General features: G+C 29.7%; 16 protein-coding genes. 8 read left to right on the forward strand and 8 right to left on the reverse strand.

What is annotated here, in order from left to right:
- Nucleotides 1-10: 10 nt before the first annotated feature.
- From glmU to purR, 3 genes are all read right to left on the reverse strand, one after another.
- The gene (glmU, locus tag HGI79_RS11395) at nt 11-1,381 is read right to left on the reverse strand and encodes a bifunctional UDP-N-acetylglucosamine diphosphorylase/glucosamine-1-phosphate N-acetyltransferase GlmU (RefSeq protein WP_185650811.1); all 1,371 of its coding nucleotides are present in this window, start codon (nt 1,379-1,381) and stop codon (nt 11-13) included.
- A 276-nt stretch (nt 1,382-1,657) separates the two neighbouring features.
- On the reverse strand, nt 1,658-1,948 hold the full coding sequence (gene spoVG, locus HGI79_RS11400; protein WP_185650812.1) for a septation regulator SpoVG: 291 nt from the start codon (nt 1,946-1,948) through the stop codon (nt 1,658-1,660).
- A gap of 100 nt (nt 1,949-2,048) precedes the next feature.
- Nucleotides 2,049-2,864 carry a pur operon repressor gene (gene purR / locus HGI79_RS11405; RefSeq protein ID WP_185650813.1) on the reverse strand — a complete coding sequence of 272 codons (816 nt, stop codon included), beginning with the start codon at nt 2,862-2,864 and terminating at the stop codon, nt 2,049-2,051.
- 213 nt (nt 2,865-3,077) lie between these two features.
- On the opposite strand from purR, the gene murC reads away from it, so the two are divergent.
- The 5 genes from murC to HGI79_RS11430 all read left to right on the forward strand — a co-directional run bounded on the left by murC (nt 3,078) and on the right by HGI79_RS11430 (nt 8,059).
- A complete protein-coding gene (gene murC, locus HGI79_RS11410; protein ID WP_185650814.1) occupies nt 3,078-4,457 on the forward strand; it encodes a UDP-N-acetylmuramate--L-alanine ligase in 1,380 nt (459 codons plus the stop codon).
- A gap of 75 nt (nt 4,458-4,532) precedes the next feature.
- Nucleotides 4,533-4,847 (forward strand): hypothetical protein, encoded by a 315-nt coding sequence (locus tag HGI79_RS11415; protein ID WP_185650815.1) that lies wholly within the window; start codon nt 4,533-4,535, stop codon nt 4,845-4,847.
- Nucleotides 4,848-5,094: 247 nt separating this feature from the next.
- Nucleotides 5,095-6,441 carry a [Fe-Fe] hydrogenase large subunit C-terminal domain-containing protein gene (locus HGI79_RS11420; protein WP_185650816.1) on the forward strand — a complete coding sequence of 449 codons (1,347 nt, stop codon included), beginning with the start codon at nt 5,095-5,097 and terminating at the stop codon, nt 6,439-6,441.
- A 466-nt stretch (nt 6,442-6,907) separates the two neighbouring features.
- Nucleotides 6,908-7,561, forward strand: coding sequence for an HAD family phosphatase (locus tag HGI79_RS11425; RefSeq protein ID WP_185650817.1), 654 nt, complete (start codon nt 6,908-6,910; stop codon nt 7,559-7,561).
- Between the two features lie 84 nt (nt 7,562-7,645).
- Complete coding sequence (locus HGI79_RS11430) at nt 7,646-8,059, forward strand: hypothetical protein (protein ID WP_185650818.1); 414 nt, start codon at nt 7,646-7,648, stop codon at nt 8,057-8,059.
- Nucleotides 8,060-8,108: 49 nt separating this feature from the next.
- Here the strand turns inward: HGI79_RS11430 and HGI79_RS11435 are convergent, their stop codons facing one another.
- The gene (locus HGI79_RS11435) at nt 8,109-9,665 is read right to left on the reverse strand and encodes an ABC-F family ATP-binding cassette domain-containing protein (protein ID WP_185650819.1); all 1,557 of its coding nucleotides are present in this window, start codon (nt 9,663-9,665) and stop codon (nt 8,109-8,111) included.
- A gap of 525 nt (nt 9,666-10,190) precedes the next feature.
- Here HGI79_RS11435 and HGI79_RS11440 point away from each other — a divergent pair.
- Nucleotides 10,191-11,366 (forward strand): class I SAM-dependent rRNA methyltransferase, encoded by a 1,176-nt coding sequence (locus tag HGI79_RS11440; RefSeq protein ID WP_185650820.1) that lies wholly within the window; start codon nt 10,191-10,193, stop codon nt 11,364-11,366.
- Between the two features lie 211 nt (nt 11,367-11,577).
- On the opposite strand, the gene HGI79_RS11445 is transcribed toward HGI79_RS11440, so the two are convergent.
- From HGI79_RS11445 to HGI79_RS11460, 4 genes are all read right to left on the reverse strand, one after another.
- Nucleotides 11,578-12,525, reverse strand: coding sequence for a CdaR family transcriptional regulator (locus tag HGI79_RS11445; protein ID WP_185650821.1), 948 nt, complete (start codon nt 12,523-12,525; stop codon nt 11,578-11,580).
- Nucleotides 12,526-12,536: 11 nt separating this feature from the next.
- Nucleotides 12,537-13,646, reverse strand: a complete 1,110-nt coding sequence (locus HGI79_RS11450; protein ID WP_185650822.1) for an ABC transporter ATP-binding protein — start codon at nt 13,644-13,646, stop codon at nt 12,537-12,539.
- Nucleotides 13,647-13,765: 119 nt separating this feature from the next.
- On the reverse strand, nt 13,766-14,686 hold the full coding sequence (locus HGI79_RS11455) for a TIGR01212 family radical SAM protein (RefSeq protein ID WP_185650864.1): 921 nt from the start codon (nt 14,684-14,686) through the stop codon (nt 13,766-13,768).
- A 34-nt stretch (nt 14,687-14,720) separates the two neighbouring features.
- The gene (locus tag HGI79_RS11460; RefSeq protein ID WP_185650823.1) at nt 14,721-15,845 is read right to left on the reverse strand and encodes a hypothetical protein; all 1,125 of its coding nucleotides are present in this window, start codon (nt 15,843-15,845) and stop codon (nt 14,721-14,723) included.
- 182 nt (nt 15,846-16,027) lie between these two features.
- On the opposite strand from HGI79_RS11460, the gene HGI79_RS11465 reads away from it, so the two are divergent.
- Both HGI79_RS11465 and HGI79_RS11470 read left to right on the forward strand, forming a co-directional pair.
- Complete coding sequence (locus HGI79_RS11465) at nt 16,028-17,074, forward strand: transporter (RefSeq protein ID WP_185650824.1); 1,047 nt, start codon at nt 16,028-16,030, stop codon at nt 17,072-17,074.
- A gap of 224 nt (nt 17,075-17,298) precedes the next feature.
- The gene (locus HGI79_RS11470) at nt 17,299-18,198 is read left to right on the forward strand and encodes a radical SAM protein (protein WP_185650825.1); all 900 of its coding nucleotides are present in this window, start codon (nt 17,299-17,301) and stop codon (nt 18,196-18,198) included.
- The last annotated feature ends 150 nt before the right edge of the window (nt 18,199-18,348 follow it).

The raw sequence follows: 18,348 nt of genomic DNA on the forward strand, positions 1-18,348 counted from the left end.
CTCCTAAAATTTATTTCTTTAATCCTTTTTTTTCTACCCAACCTTCGATATTTTTCTGATTAGCTCTTGCTACTGCTAAAGCTCCCTCTGGAACTTCTCTTGTTATGGTTGATCCTGCAGCAATATATGTATTATCTTTAACTTCAACTGGTGAAACTAAGTTTACATTACAACCTATAAACGAGTTATCTCCAATTATAGTTTTATGTTTATTTACTCCATCATAGTTAACTATAACAGTTCCACATCCAAAGTTACATCCACTTCCAACCTCTGCGTCACCAATATAGGTTAAGTGTGAAACTTTTGTATTATCACCTATAGTTGATTTTTTAATCTCAACAAAATCTCCTATTCTAGCATGTTTTCCTATATTACTTTCTGGTCTTATATATGCAAATGGTCCTACTGTAGTATTATCGCCTATTTTGCTTTCTAGTATTATAGAGCTTTGTATTATAATGTTATCTCCTATTATACTATTTTCAATTCTTGAGTTTGGATATAAGGTACAATTATTTCCTATAATAGTTTTTCCTTGTAACATGTTACCTGGATATATTATAGTATCATTTCCTATAATCACATCAATATCTATATAAGTGTTTTCAGGATCAATTAATGTAACTCCATTTTCCATATGGAATTTATTTATTCTCCTTCTCATAACTTTCTCAGCTTGTGAAAGCTGCACTCTAGAGTTCACCCCTATAGTTTCTTCAAAAACTGTAGGTACAGCACCTATTTTTTGTTTTTCACTTTTTAAGATTTCTATTACATCTGTAAGATAGTACTCTCCCTGTGAGTTGTTATTATTTAATTTATTTAAACTATTAAGTAAACTTTCTATATCAAAACAATACATTCCAGAATTTATTTCATTTACTTTTAGCTCAGCTTCACTACAATCTTTATGTTCTACTATTTTATATACTTCTCCATTTTCTTCTCTTACAATTCTTCCGTATCCCTGTGCATTTTCTACTATAGAAGTTAATATTGTAGCTTTACAATTGTTATCTATATGAAACTCAGTTAACTTCTTAATTGTTTCTTCTGTAATTAGTGGAGCATCACCTGTAAATATTACTACGCTTCCACTTTTTCCCTTTAAGAAGTCTTTTGCACAAATAACAGCATGACCAGTTCCTAGCTGCTTATCTTGAAACGAATAACATACATTTCTATCTCTTGTAGCTTCTTTTACTTCTTCTGCGCCTCTTCCTACTACTACGTTTATATCATTTATTTCAGCTTTTCTAATTGTGTCTATTACTACATTTACCATTTCTTTTCCACATGTTTTATGGAGTACTTTAGGTGTAGAAGATTTCATTCTTTTTCCTTCACCAGCTGCTAATATTATAGCACAATTATACATTATAACACCTCTTTGTGGTCATAAACCTACATTTTTCTACTCAATTTTTTTAAAACATTCATTAATATTATATTTTATATAAGGATTATTTTCAACCTCGTACAGAGTTTTTATAAAAAATTTCACTATTTTGCATATCATAAACATGCTTAATATTATATTTAAATTAACTAAATGTTAAAATTAGTTATACATAAAAAATAATTTCTTTATATAAAATATTTTTTTAACACAATAATAAAAAGGAGTATTTCTACTCCTCCTTATTGTTTCTAATTATTCTTCTTCAGTTTCTTCAGAAACAGGTTCTTCTGTTTTTGCTTTTTCATATTCTTCTAAGATTGATTTTTGTATCTTTTCTCTTGTTTGGGTATTAATTGGATGTGCAATGTCTTTGAACTCTCCATCCGGAGTCTTTCTACTTGGCATTGCTATAAAAAGCCCATTTTGACCTTCTATAACCTTTATATCGTGAACTACGAATTCGTTATCAAAGGTTACTGAAACAATAGCTTTCATTTTACCCTCAGCAGCAATTTTTCTTACTCTAACGTCTGTAATTTGCATATAAAATCCACCTCCAAGATGCTTATGTATATAATATTCTCTATATTTTATATTTTTCCTTCTTATTTTTTTAAAAATCAATAAATTTTTTGAAAATTATTTATTTAAACATTTTAGAAGGAAATAGCAAGGCTTCTCCATCTTCATTAATTCCCTTAAAATCTACAATTGATACATACTCTCTAATAAGTTTTTTAGGAATCTCTACATTATCTATTAATACTCCTATTCCTAATAATTCACTATCGAATTCCTTAAGTAGATCTATTATTCCTAAGGCAGTACCACCGGCTTTCATAAAATCATCAATAAATACACATTTACTTCCCTTATTCATAGCCTTTTTTGATAAGGACATACTTTGAATTCTGCCTGTTGTTCCAGACACATAGTTAATGCTTAAAGTAGAACCTTCTGTAACTTTTGTATCTCTTCTTACTACTATAAGCTGCACACCTAATTTTTTTGCTACTTCATAGGCCAATGGAATTCCTTTAGTTTCAACTGTTACTACATAATCAATGTTCTTATCATTAAAAGCTGATGCAAGTATAATGGCTGCTGTGTGAATTATTTGTGGATTAAACATTATGTCTGTCATATATAAAAAATTCCCTGGTATTATTCTATCTCTATTTTTCAAAATAATACATAGTTTTTCAGCAAATTCCTTACTTTTTTCATGTGATAAGCCATATATATACCTTACTCCACCTGCTGCACCAGCTATAGTTTCTATTCTACCTATCTGTAACTTATTTAATGTATCTTTAACCACAACTAAATCCTCACTTATAGTAGATTTTGCTGCATTTAATAGTTCAGTAAATGTATTTAAATTTATAATTTTATTAGGATTTTCAATCAATATTTTTGTTATAGCCGATACCCTTTGATTTCTGCTAAATTTATCCATATCATCACCCATTTATATAAAATTTACGAATAATTTTTAAAAATTATATTCCTATTATTCATATTCTATTCTAAAAGAACCATATTATCAATAGTTTATTGTAATACCTTATATAAAGTAAAAATCTTAAATTTAATTGTTTACTGTGTTTTTTTCCTTTATTTTTGTATATAATTATAAAATGAAGTTATTTATTTAAAGGAGCTGATTTTGTTGGCATTTGATTTCGTAAATGATAAAGGTAAAAAGATATATTTTATAGGTATAGGCGGAATAAGCATGAGTGGTCTAGCTGAAATTTTGCTGCAAAGAAACTTTAAAGTGGAAGGTTCAGATATAAATTCCTCACCAATAATAGATAAATTAGTAAATCATGGTGCTAAAATTAATATAGGACAAGTATCTGACAATATAACATCAGATATAGATATAATTATATATACTGCTGCTATATCTGAGGATAACCCTGAACTTATTAAAGCAAAGGAATTAAAAATACCTCTGTTAACTAGGGCAGAACTTTTAGGATATATAATGAAAGGTCATAAATATAACGTAGCAGTTGCTGGAACTCACGGGAAAACCACTACAACCTCTATGTTGTCGCATATATGCCTAGATGCAAACTTAGATCCTACAATACTTGTGGGTGGTGAGCTAGATGCAATATCAGGAAATGTACGTACAGGTAATAGCGAATATTTTATTACAGAAGCCTGTGAATATAAAAGATCCTTCCTAGAATTTTTCCCTTACGTAGGAATAATATTAAATATAGATGCTGATCACTTAGACTACTATAAGGATATTAATGATATACAAGAAGCATTCATAAATTTTGCAAAACTCATTCCAAATAATGGCTACTTAGTGTGCTGTGCTGATGATGAAAGAATTTCTAAAATAATATGTGAAGCAAATTGTAACATCTTAACTTATGGTATAAATAAGGGTGATATTACTGCACAAAATATAAAGTTTGACGAAAGAGGCTGTGGCGAATTTGATGTATATAAGGGAGACAATAAAATTTTATCCATTAAACTAAATGTTCCTGGCAGACATAATGTTCTAAATGCTCTCGCTACAATATGTGCTTCAATAAGCCTAAATGTTTCAAAAGATAGTATGGTCAACGGACTAAAAAACTTTACAGGCACTCATAGACGCTTTGAAATGAAAGGCTCTAAAAATGGTGTCTCTATTATAGATGACTATGCTCATCATCCAACTGAAATAAAGGCAACTTTGGATGCAGCTAAAAATTATCCTCATAAAAGAATAGTCTGCGTTTTTCAACCCCACACTTATTCTAGAACCTTAAGTTTACTTGAAGAGTTTAGTAAATGTTTTGATGGTGTTAGTGAACTTATATTAACAGATATATATGCTGCTCGTGAAAAAGATACAGGAGTTGTTAGCTCAACTATGTTAGGAGATAAAATTAGAGAAAGAGGAATTAAATGTTCTAATCTTCAAAGTTTCGATAAAATTGTTGATTATCTGAACAATAACTTAAAAAATGGAGATATGCTTTTAACTGTTGGTGCTGGTGATGTATTTAAAATAGGTGAAATATACCTTAAAAATTAAAATATAATGATTAGGTGTAAAATCCTCCAACCTGGTAAATAATATTATTAATTACCCGTTGGAGGTGTTTTTATTATGAGAAATTTTTTAATATCTGCAGTACTAGATATTGTATTAATTTTTAGCTCCTATTTTTTATTTAGAAGCATTATTAGTGGCCCCACAAGACATAGACTTTACGAAAAGTTTTTTGGTTCTTTTGCAAAATTTGTTATCTATACTTTCATTGCTGCAATAGTTATAACTGGTGTTACTGCCTTTATATTATATAGAACCTGGTATATATCCTACATTAACATTGTAGCACCTGCTCTTGTTTCCATATTAGTAGGATTTCTTATATCTACAGTTCCTACTCGAGGAGCTGGAGATGATAAAAGTAAGGATTAAAATTATATTATGATGTAGGGTTCAAGATGGAAAATTTACTAAAAGAGTTACCATCAAAGTAACTCTTCTTTACTCTAAAGTCCTAATTGTATGGCACTAGCATTTAAATAGTACTTGTTGTATATATTCGTAATCCCTTAAGTTATGCTTATTATATAAACCTATAGCTAATTTATGGGTTATTTTACAAATAGTATGATATAATATAAAATATTACATTCCGACTAAATTTTAAGGAGTTGTTAACATGAAAGCAAAATATAGCGATTTGTTTAAAACCATAGTAAAAGCATACTATGAAGATAACTTCGAACAAAGTGTATCTCAAATTATATCTCAGGAAGATGTTGACAAAGATCAATTATGTAGAGTTATATCTTCTTTATGTGGAACAGGAATTACTTATAGTGATAACTTTATTAGTGATTTAAGAAACGCTATATCATCATATAAAGCTGATCATAAAATAGTAAATAAAATTAATTATTGTTCTATGGATTGTGCCGATGTAAATGGTGAAACAATCTGTCAAAAGTCTTGTCCTTTTGATGCCATTTTTATAAGTAAAGAAAAAAACACAAGTGTTATTAATGAAGATAAATGTACCGATTGTGGTTTTTGCGTAGAAGCTTGCCCCACTGGTAGTATATTAGACAGGATAGAATTCATTCCTCTATTTGATTTATTAAAAAGCAAATCTCCTGTTATAGCTGCGGTAGCTCCTGCTATCATTGGCCAGTTTGGAGATAACGTTACTATAGATCAATTAAGGGCTGCATTTAAGAAAATAGGGTTTACAGACATGATAGAAGTAGCGTTTTTTGCAGATATGCTTACTCTAAAAGAAGCTGTTGAATTTAATCGCTTTGTTAATAAAAAAGATGATTTAATGATAACTTCCTGTTGTTGTCCTATGTGGGTAGCTATGCTTAAGAGAGTTTACAACGATATGGTGAAATATGTTTCTCCTTCAGTATCTCCAATGATTGCATCTGGTAGAGTAATGAAGGAGCTAAACCATGATTGTAAAGTTGTTTTTATAGGTCCATGTGTTGCAAAAAAAGCTGAAGCAAAAGAAAAAGATCTTTTAGGAGATATAGACTATGTTTTAACTTTTGCAGAAGTTGAGGATATCTTCGAAGCACTATCAATAAGTCCAATAGATTTAGAGGGAGACCCATCTACAGAATACGCCTCAAGAGGTGGAAGGTTATATGCACGTACTGGTGGAGTATCTGTAGCTGTAAGTGAAGCCGTTGAACGACTATTTCCAGAAAAATATACGTTGTTTAAATCGGTTCATGCAAATGGAGTTAAAGCTTGTAAGGCTATGCTTGAAGAAGCTAAGAACCGTAATATAGATGCTAACTTTATTGAAGGAATGGGCTGTATTGGGGGCTGTGTAGGTGGACCTAAAGCTATTATACCAAGAGAGAAAGGAACAGATCATGTAAATCATATGGCTGAAAACTCCTCAATAAAAGTATCTATAGATAGTGATTGTATGAATGTAATATTAGATAAACTTGGAATAGAATCTACAGAAGATTTTAAAGATGAAGAAAAAATACATATATTTGAGAGAAAATTTTAGGTATATTCTACCTTTATAGATAACCATGGCCGAAATTTAATTTATACTCCGGGGTATGCTACCATGTTTCGTTACGTTAAATATTTTTAATTAGTCTAGAGCTCAAATTTAAGCAGAGAGCCAAAATCTATGATTTTGTGCGAATCGCTTACTCCTCTGACGAAAGGAAGAGGAGTTTCATAATAATACAAAAGAACTTTGATAAACTCGCTATGCTCAAACATATCTAAAGTTCTAAGATTTTTTCTCAAATTTTCGCTAAGACTAATAAAAAATATTTAAATGTGACTTCAACATTGGTAATATACCCCTCCGTATAAGTTAAATTTAGGTTGTGGTTATCTATAACTAGTATAATTAGAACCTTATTATAGCTTTATAGTAAGGTTTTAATGCTGTTATTTCAATTTTTTAAGTGTTTATATTATATACTTTTGGTGATATACTGAAATTTGAGGTGATATTTATGCTAAAAGATATTAAAGGTGCTATATTTGATATGGACGGAACTCTAATCGATTCTATGTGGGTATGGAGTAAAATTGACGCTGACTACTTAAAGAAAAGAAATATAACGTTGCCTAAAAATTTAAAAGAAAATATACAGCATATGAGCTTCAATGAGGTAGCACAATATTTTAAAGATAGATTTAATATACAAGATACCATAGAAGAAATCACAACAGAATGGAATGAAATGGCTTTGTATGAGTACACCCATAATGTTAAATTAAAGCCCGGTGCAAAAGATTTTTTAAATCTATTAAAATCTAAAGGAATAAAAATTGCTTTGGCCACCAGTAATTGTCACCTTCTTATAGAAACTGCATTGAAAAATAATCGTATATATAACTTTTTTGATTCCATAAGTACTACAGATGAAGTTTCCAGGGGCAAGGATTTCCCTGATATATATTTACTCTCAGCAAACCGTCTAAACTTATTACCCGAAGAGTGTGTAGTATTTGAGGATATCCTACCTGCAGTTAAAGGTGCAAAGGCTGCTGGAATGACTGTAATAGGCGTTCATGATCTTTATTCAGATTATCAAAAAAAAGATATAATAGAATTAGCTGATAAGTATATTTGTGAGTACGGAGAACTCACAGAGGTTATATAAAATACCTTATATCGTAAAATAATATTATAATTTTCCTTCCAAGTAGAATATAATGTTATTATATAAATCTTGGAGGAAAATATAATGTTATTTTTTCTTTTCATAGTTCTTGTGGGTTTTTCACTATATGTTTCTTATTACTTCTCCAACAAATTACACAATCAAAGAAAACAGCTTTTACTTCTAAAGTATCAAAATAATGCACTAAAACATAATGTTAAAACTAATGATACTAATGATATAATTATTAAATATATTACCCCTCTTTATAATAGAGGCATTGTCATAACAAATTGTAAGCTTCTACTCTCACCACTATCTAATTCTACTGTACTCAACATTTTAAATGAAAATACTGTCATAGAAATACAAGATAGTGCGGAGGTTAACTACAAACTTTGGTATGAAATTTCCCTTATAACAGATGATAGGACTAACTCCAAGGGTTGGGTTAAATCGGAGCATATTAAATTTTTATCAAATACAGAATTACAGTAAAAATAAAGTAACGAGCAACATTGATAGTTATGCTCGTTACTTTTTTATATTAGACAATCTTTGTTGTCCACTTTTCACAATCCCATATATCTGTAACTACGTCTCTATAAAACTCAGGCTCATGACAAACCAAAAGAATACTTCCTTTATACTCCTTTAGGGCCCTTTTTAACTCTTCCTTAGCTTCAACATCTAGGTGATTTGTAGGTTCGTCTAAGATTAATACATTTGTTTCCTTATTTATTATTTTACATAGCCTAACCTTAGCTTGTTCTCCACCACTTAGAACTACTATCTTACTTTCTATATGCTTTGTTGTTAATCCACATTTTGCAAGTGCAGCTCTTACTTCATATTGAGTATAAGAAGGAAACTCCTTCCAAACCTCTTCTATACAAGTATTATAATTTGATTCTTTACTTTCTTGTTCGAAATATCCATTGTATAAGTAATCACCCAATTGAACTTTTCCAGATATAGGTTTTATTTGTCCTAAAAGACTTTTTAGCAAAGTACTTTTTCCTAATCCATTAGCTCCTACTAAGGCTATTTTATCTCCTCTTTCCATTCTCAAGTTTAATGGTTTTGAAAGTGCAGAATCATAACCTATAACTAAATCCGTTGTTTCAAATATGACTTTTCCTGCTGCTCTAGCTATCTTGAAATTAAATTCTGGTTTTGGTTTTTCTTTTGTAAGTTCTATTCTTTCTATTTTATCAAGCTGCTTTTGCCTTGCCCTTGCCATACCGACAGTTGCAACTCTAGCTTTATTTCTAGAAACAAAGTCTTCTAATTTAGCTATTTCTTTTTGCTGTCTCTCATAGGCAGCTTCTAATTGTTTCTTATTAGCCTCATGTAATCTTATAAAATTATCATAGTCCCCAACATATCTAGTAAGTTGTCTATTTTCCACATGATATATTAGATTAATAACACTATTTAAGAAAGGTATATCATGAGATATAAGTATAAATGCATTTTCATAATTTTGTAGGTATATCTTCAACCATTCTATATGTTTTTCATCTAAATAGTTAGTAGGCTCATCTAAAAGAAGTATATCCGGACTTTGAAGTAAAAGTTTTGCCAGTAAAACTTTTGTCCTCTGACCTCCACTTAAATCTGATACATCTTTATCAAGCCCTATGTCTCTTAAACCAAGACCACCTGCTACTTCTTCAATTTTTACATCTATTATATAAAAACCATTGTTATCAAGTAAGTCTTGAATATCTCCCATATCCTTTAGAAGTTTTTCTAGTTCCTCTGGTGATGCATCTGCCATTTTATCTGTTATGTCAAGCATTTCTTTTTCAAGATCAAAAAGATATTGAAAAGCACCTCTTAGTATGTCTCTTATAGTTTGTCCTTTTTGAAGTTCTGCATGCTGATCCATATACCCAACTCTAACTCTATTAGACCATTCTATTATTCCCTCATCTGGTGCAAGCTTTCCTGTTATTATGTTCATAAATGTAGATTTTCCCTCGCCATTTGCACCTATAAGTCCAACATGTTCTCCTTTTAATAACCTAAAGGATACATCTTCAAATATAGCTCTATCACCAAAACCATGATTTATATTTTTAACCGTTAGTATACTCATGCTTTCTCTCCTTATAACAAAGTAAAATTTATAATTCAACTATCTAATTTTAAAGTATTTATAGGGTTTCGAGCTCGAAACTTAACTTATACGTAGGAATATATTGACAAAACTGAAGCACATTTAAAAAATTTTTTTATCAGTCTTAGTGAAGTGTTTTTAGAAAATCTTAGGAGCTTTGATATGTTTGAGGTACGAGTTTATCAAAGCTTCTTAGATTTTCAAAAACACGAACTTTAGACTGATTAAAAATTTTTAACGTGCTGAAGTTTGGCAACATATTCCGGAGTATAAGTTAAGTTTCGGACGTGATTATCTATAAATTTCTAAACACAATACAGAAATAGTTTAAATTATTATCTATCATTATGTCAAAGGAATTTTAAGTTATATTCATATTAAATGAAATTTTCTTATTATAGTGTTATAGTTAACTTTAAAGCCATGAAAAGAAATAATTTATACTATTAATTTTTTAGTTGTGGTATACTACATAATGAACAAAAACAGGGAGGTAAACTACTAATGGCTTGTAAATTCTATTTATATAAAGGTATGGGCAGAAAAGCTGAGAATGGTCATCCATGGATATATACTAACGAAATAGAGGGATATGACGGCACATATGAGAATGGTGACATAATTGAAGTATATAACTTTAAAGGTGACTTTATTGGTAAAGGATATATAAACGATTGTTCTAAAATTACTATAAGAATGATGACAAGAGACATTAATGAGGAAATAGACGAAGCTTTTTTTAGAAGAAGATTAAGCAGTGCTTGGGAATATAGAAAGAAGGTCATTGATACCTCTAGTTGTAGATTTTTATTTGGAGAAGCTGACTTTGTTCCTGGTTTAATTATAGACAAATATAAAGATTATTATGTGATACAATCCTTAGCTTTAGGAATTGATAGATATAAAGACATAATAGTAAAATTACTTAAAGAGGACTTTGGTGCTAAAGGGGTTTATGAAAGAAGTGACGTAAAAGTACGTGAACTGGAAGGAATGGAACAAACAAAAGGCTTTTTAACAGATTCCTTCGATACTAGGATACAAATTATTGAGAACGGTGTAAAATATAAAGTAGATATTGAAAATGGTCAAAAAACAGGATTTTTCCTTGATCAAAAGGAAAATAGACTAGCTATACACAAAATTTGTAAGGACGCAGATGTTTTGGATTGTTTTACACATACAGGTTCCTTTGCATTAAATGCTGGTATTGCTGGCGCAAAAAGTGTTTTAGGCTTAGATATATCTGAACTTGCTGTAGAAGAGGCCACAAGAAACTCTCAATTAAATGGACTTTCAGATACAGTAAAATTTGAATGCCATAATGCATTCGATGTACTTCATCAATGGGTTAAGGAAGGAAGAAAATATGATGTAGTAATTCTTGATCCACCTGCATTTACGAAATCTAGATCTACTATAAACAGTGCAGTAAGAGGGTATAAAGAAATTAACCTTAGAGGTATAAAAATGGTTAAGCCTGGCGGCTTTCTAGTTACATGTTCTTGTTCACATTTTATGAATCCTGAACTATTTAAAGACACTATTGCTGATGCTGCTAGGGATGCTAGAAGATTACTACGCCAAGTAGAATTTAGAACTCAATCATCTGATCATCCAATACTGTGGAATTCTGATGAATCTTATTATTTAAAGTTTTATATATTCCAAGTTGTTTAGTTTTTCTTAATATTTAAGAGTATATAAGAACTGACTCAAAGATGTTTTTAGTTAGTTCTTTTCTTTTTTTAATGCTCTCTTCTTATAAATCTTTTCTTACAGATATAATTCCCTCTATAAACAATATGAACCAATGGATTACATAACAAAAAGAAGTACTTATATCAATGGTACTTCTTTTATAAAATTACATTATTTTTTATCAAAATATTTATGAAAGCTGCAATTCCTTCCAAACAAAAAATGCTATTATGAATATCATTGCATCCTTAAAATCTCTTATATCAAATCCAGTATCCTTTTTTACTTTATCCAGTCTATATATTAATGTATTTCTATGTACATACAGCTTCTTAGCTGTATCACTTATATTTAATCCACAATTAGCAAACTGCTCTATAGTAAGTATTATATCATTATCAAATTTATCAAACTTATCTTGAAATTTATAGGTTAACTCTGTTTTAACATTATCTCCAAGGTTATAAACTATTCTTTCAAATAGCATTTTATTGTAATAGAAAATGCTATTTTTTAAATTAAGCTTTTTCCCGAGCACCATGCTTTCATTAGCCTCACAGTAAGCCCTAGTTATATCATTATAGCTGCCAATAGGATTTCCTACGCTTATATAACACTTACGATATAAATCAGACATTATAGCATCTTTGATACTCCTAGCGTGTTCTTCTATTTCATTAAATAAACCTATTATAATAATGTTATCTTTGTATATAGCACTCAACACTTGACAACCCACATATAGCTGCCTTATTATTTCCAGTGCCTCTTTTTTATCTCCATCAACATTTACAATAAAAAGGCTGCATCCATTTGATATAAATGGTAATGCTTTTTCTATTCTGTCCTTATCTGTTTCATTCCCCTCTAATATATCTGTTATTATTTGTTCACCATTCTTAAATATATCATTATATTTATTTATAATGATATATTTAAGAAGACTACTATTACTCTCATATTCTTTCAATATATAGAGCTTCATAACTCTATCTGTTAACCGTAAGTTTAAGGATATAGTATCAGAGTTTTTCATATCAAAACCATTATAAAATTCTTGTCCATTATCTTCAATTAAATTAAACTTAATCCCTGTATTTGTACTTAATTCTTGTAGAAAATCTCTGAAACTATTCATACTAATTCCCCCTATAGTACTGTTAACTCTGTATCTTTATCAAAGATATGAATCTTATTTGGATCTAGAGATATCTTTATCTTATCACCAGATTTAGCCTTTGATGTACCATTTACCCTTGCTGTTATACTAGCTTTATTTTTAGATAGATATATATATGTTTCAGCTCCCATTAGTTCTGTTACATCAACATTTGCTTGTATTACGGAGTCTTTAAATTTTATAATATCATCTTCTAAATCACTTATATCTTCAGGTCTTATACCCATTATTATATCCTTGCCAATATAACCTTTTTCTTTCAGTATTTTAGAACTATCTTCTGGCAGAATAAGTTGATCTTCACCAAATATAACTTTAACCCTTCCGTTAACTTCTTCCAATTTGCCATCAATAAAATTCATTTGAGGACTTCCTATAAATCCTGCAACAAATATATTTATAGGATGATTATAAAGCGTTTGAGGAGTATCAACTTGTTGCACAATACCATCCTTCATAACCACTATTCTTGTTCCAAGGGTCATAGCCTCTGTCTGATCATGAGTAACATATATAAATGTAGTTTGTAATCTATTGTGTAATTTAGCTATTTCTGTTCTCATCTGCACTCTCAATTTAGCGTCAAGGTTTGATAGAGGTTCATCCATTAAAAATACTTTAGGTTCTCTTACTATAGCTCTTCCCATAGCAACTCTTTGTCTCTGACCACCTGATAAGGCTTTAGGCTTTCTGTCTAAAAGATGGGATATATCAAGAACTCTAGCTGCTTCCTTAACCTTTTTATCAATCTCATCTTTGGAAACTTTTCTTAACTTAAGTCCAAAAGCCATGTTGTCATATACAGTCATATGTGGATATAGCGCGTAGTTTTGGAAAACCATAGCTATATCTCTATCCTTAGGTGCTACATCGTTTACAAGAGCATCACCAATAAGTAGATCCCCTTTTGATATTTCTTCAAGTCCTGCAATCATTCTAAGCGTAGTAGATTTACCACATCCAGATGGTCCTACAAAGACTATAAATTCTTTATCTTCTATTTCAAGATTAAAATCTTTTACTGCTGTAACATTACCTGAATATATTTTGTATATATGTTTTAATGATAAACTTGCCATTATTAATTCCCCCCAAAACTTTATTTATATAATTATTTTAACATTGGAAAATTTAATTATCTATTCGCAAAAACTCCAAAACCACTAAAATTAATTTGTGAAAAAGTACAAAAAGGAACTTATCTAAAGTTTATTCCTTGATAAATTCCTCTTTTCTTTAATTCTAAATCAATAGAATTTAAAACTTCCCACTTTTTTAAGCTCCATTTAGGTTCTATAAGTAAATCTCTTGGTGAATCTCCAGTTAACCTATGAATTACTATATTAGAAGGTATAATAGCTAAAGACGAACATACTATATCAACATATTCTTCTTGACTTAAAAAACTAAGTTTACCCTCATTGTATAGGTTAACTAAAGGAGTACTTCTCATTAAATGAAGTAGATGAAATTTTATACCTTGTATATCCTGGTTTGCCAGATATTTTACTGTATTTAGCATATCTTCTTTAGTCTCACCTGGCAACCCAAAGATAATATGAGTTACAACATCAATATTTCTTCTTCTTAAGTTTCTTACTGCATCCTCATAAACATTTAAATTGTATCCTCTATTTATATTTTTTGAAGTTTCTTCTTTAGATGTTTGCAGTCCTAACTCTACCCAAGTATAAACTTTTTCATTAAATTCCTCTAACAGATTTAATACTTCTTCACTAAGACAATCTGGTCTTGTAGCTATAGCTAATGCTACAACGCCATGGTGCCTTACAGCCTCTTCATATTTTCTTCTTAAAATCTCTATAGGTGCATATGTATTTGTATATGCTTGAAAATACGCAATATACTTTCCATCCTTCCACTTTTGGCTCATTACTTCTTTTATGGCTTTAAATTGGTCTTCTATAGAAAACTTTCTATCACCTGCAAAGTCCCCAGAACCTCTTTCGCTGCAAAATATACATCCACCTTTACTTATAGTTCCATCTCTATTTGGACAGGAAAACCCTGCATCTAAAGAAATTTTAAACACCTTACATCCAAATTTTTTTCTTAAGAAATAGTTTAAACTATAATATCTTTTATCTCCCCACTGCATATTTATCTCCATAATAATTTTTTATTCTATTATATCATAGTTTCTTCTGCTTGAAATCCTTAAGACTTAATTGCCATTTTCCTATAACATCAGCAGCAGACCTATCTTCTGCCTTTTTAGGTATTACATCAAAATTTAAGTTTTCTTTATCATAGGATGAAAATACTATATCTACCTTATTCATAGGGTACTTTTCTTCAAATTTAAAAGGTATCATATCTCCCCCATCTGCTTTATATACACGAATACATCGACCTAATCCTGCTTTTGAATACTGTACTGCAACAAATTTTTCTGTTGGTGCAAAGGTTATAAACTCCACTTTGGTATCCCTTAGCAAGTCTAAACTAGTAATTTCTTTTCCAATAGGTTTTTCTTTTCCTTTACCTCCAACACCTTTTTGCTGATCTCCACCGTTTTGCTGATCTCCACCTTCTTTATCTGCTTCACCACCCTGATCCGCATCTCCTTGAACAGCCATAGCCTCATCTAGCTTAACCAATGCTATATAGGAATCTTTTTCAAAAGTTGATATAGCTATACTATCCCCACTGTACGAAAAGGTAATAACTCCATATTTACTCTTAGGAACGGATATCTTATTTACATTAGCCTTATCATCTTTAGACAAAGTGTAGTTAGGAATTCCATTAGTATCTATTAGTAAATTTGTATCAACATTGTTTTTATTTCTTAATCTTATCTGATTATTTTGTATAAATGCCTCCTTCTGAACTACATTATTTGTCTCATCTATCTTATAATCTAATCCCTCCTTTTTTATTTTTAGTGAATATTCATCTAAGGTTGCAGATGGATTAGTTAAATCAGCCCTTGTAACTCTCATTTTAAAAAGTCCTGTTTTACCTATTTCACTAGTTTCAGATTGATTATACCCTAAAATTTTAAGATTTTTATTCTCCTGATTAGATGCATTTTTAGATATTTCTTTAGAATAAAATTTTTTAATATTTTCTGTATCATCTTTCATTAAGTATTTCATGTATGTGTCTGCCACATTGGAAGCTGCCTTCATATCAAATGTTTCACTACTTTCCTTGGCTTCTTGCTTTTTACTAGAACATCCCCATAATATGTTTGAAGTAAGTGTCAACATTATTACTATACTTATATTGCATATCCAGCTTCTAGGTCTCATATTCAATTACCTCCATCTATGAAGAATTTATTGACATTAGTTTTCCCTTAAAATAAAAATTTAATTTATAAATCATTATTTTAAGCTAACTTATATATATTTATATGGAGATATTAGCTTGTCTAAGTTATGTTTTAAAAGTCTTTTTTTAAAATCTAAGCAATTTGCTAGGAGGGGTATTATTGAAAAATAAATTAGCTTTAATATTTCAAGTAGGTGCAGTTTTTATAGGAACCATCGTGGGTGCAGGCCTTGCTTCCGGACAGGAAATTACTCAATTCTTTACAGTTTATGGTTATAAAAGCTTTATTGGAATAATACTATGCTGCTTTATTTACATAACAGTGGGATATGTAATTATAGACATAAGTTTAAAATACAAGCTTAACTCATATGATGAATTAATAAAGCTTGTAAGTCCTGGGTTTCTTGGCAGTATAACTAATACTTTTACTACTGTTTTTTTAATAAGCGGTTCTGCTATAATTTTAGCTGGCAGCGGAGCATTAATACATCAATATTTTAGAGTATCAAAATGGTTGGGAATAATAATCATGTTAACAGCAGCAATTATTATTCTTTTTAGAGATACTAGGGGATTAATAGAAGTTAACTCCTTTATTGTGCCATCTTTATTCATAGTTATTGTAACTATATTTATATTGTATATAGCATTTTATAAAGATTTAAATGTATCCTATTTAAAAAGTATACCTCATTATAAAAATAGTTGGCTTTTTTCATCCCTTATTTATGGAGGGTTTAACATATTATGTTGCTCTGGAGTACTTGCTCCCATTAGCGTTGAGATAAAAAATAAAAAGATTCTTTTTACTGGAGTTATTCTTGGTTCTATAGGTCTAACTGTTCTTTCCTTTATAATAAACCTCCTACTTCTTTTAAATGTTCCTTATATATTTAAGTACGAAATTCCATTGTTATATATATCTAATAGATTCGGCAACTTAATTCAAATAATGCTTTTATGCATAATATGGTTGGAAATGTTTTCCACTGAAATATCCGATATTTATAGTGTAGCAAAAAACTTTGAAACTATGTTTAATATTAGCTATAAGAAATCAGTTGTATTAATTATATTAATAGCAATTCCAATATCTCAAATAGGCTTTGTCAAACTAATAAGTTATTTATATCCATCCTTTGCAGTGGTAAGTTTTGTATTTATGATTCAATGTTTAGTTTTTTATTTTAGGCATATGAAATAAAATAACAAGTCAAAGATGCTACGGATATTTTGTGTCAGGCAAGGGTTCCGCTGATAGTTGTGCTATCAAAGGGTTCTGCTGACGCAGCATGACGCAAAATAGACTAGCATACTGACTTGTTATTTTTTTGAATATGCCTTAGAGATAAAAGTTAAGCTATACAACTTTATGTATATAATTATATAATTATATACATAAAGTTCATTTAATTTAGAGGTGTTACAATGCTGAATATTCTTGAAAGTTGCAGGTTATGCCCAAGAAACTGCAACATAGATAGACTTCAAAATAATATAGGTTATTGTAAGTCAAATATAAACGTAAAAATTGCAAGAGCTTCTCTTCATCATTGGGAAGAACCCTGTATCTCAGGGACTAGTGGCTCAGGAACTATATTTTTTTCAAATTGTAATTTGAGATGTGTTTTTTGTCAAAACCACGAAATAAGTTGTGATGGTAAGGGTAAAGAAGTATCCATAACAAGGTTATCTGAAATATTTATAGAACAACAAAAAAGAGGTGCTCATAATATAAACTTGATTACTCCAACACACTATGTACCTCAAATAATTAGAGCGTTAGATTTAGCTAAATCTAACGGGTTAAATATACCTATTCTATATAATACTAATGGATATGAAAATGTAGAAACCATAAAAGCGTTAAAAGGATATATTGACGTATATTTGCCAGACATAAAATATTATAAAGATACATATGCAATTAAGTACTCCAATGCTCCTAATTACTTTTTTTATGCTAGTAATGCTATTAAAGAAATGTTTTCTCAAGTTGGGGATGTAAAATTTAATAGTAAAGGTATTATAGAAAAAGGACTGATAATACGCCATCTTATGCTTCCTGGTCTTTTATTTGATTCAAAAAAAATAATAGATTATATCTATAGTACCTTTGGAGATTCTGTATATATAAGTATTATGAATCAATATACTCCACTGCATAATGCTAATATTTTTGAAGAAGTTAATAAACCTTTAAACCCAAAGCACTATGAAGCTTTAATAGAATACTGCTTAAAAATTGGTATAAAAAATGCTTTTATTCAGGACGACGGCACATCTTCAGAAAATTTTGTTCCAAAATTTGATTTAAGAGGAATATAGAGAAGCTGCACCAAAATACACTTTTATTGAAAAATTTATTAATAGCCTTTCATAATTAAAGATAAACACTATCAGTTTATTGAATTTCAACAAACTGATAGTGTTTTTATTACGTTGAGTATACTTATGAATGCTATAAAAAAACTACAT

The organism is Clostridium sp. DJ247, from assembly GCF_014231265.1.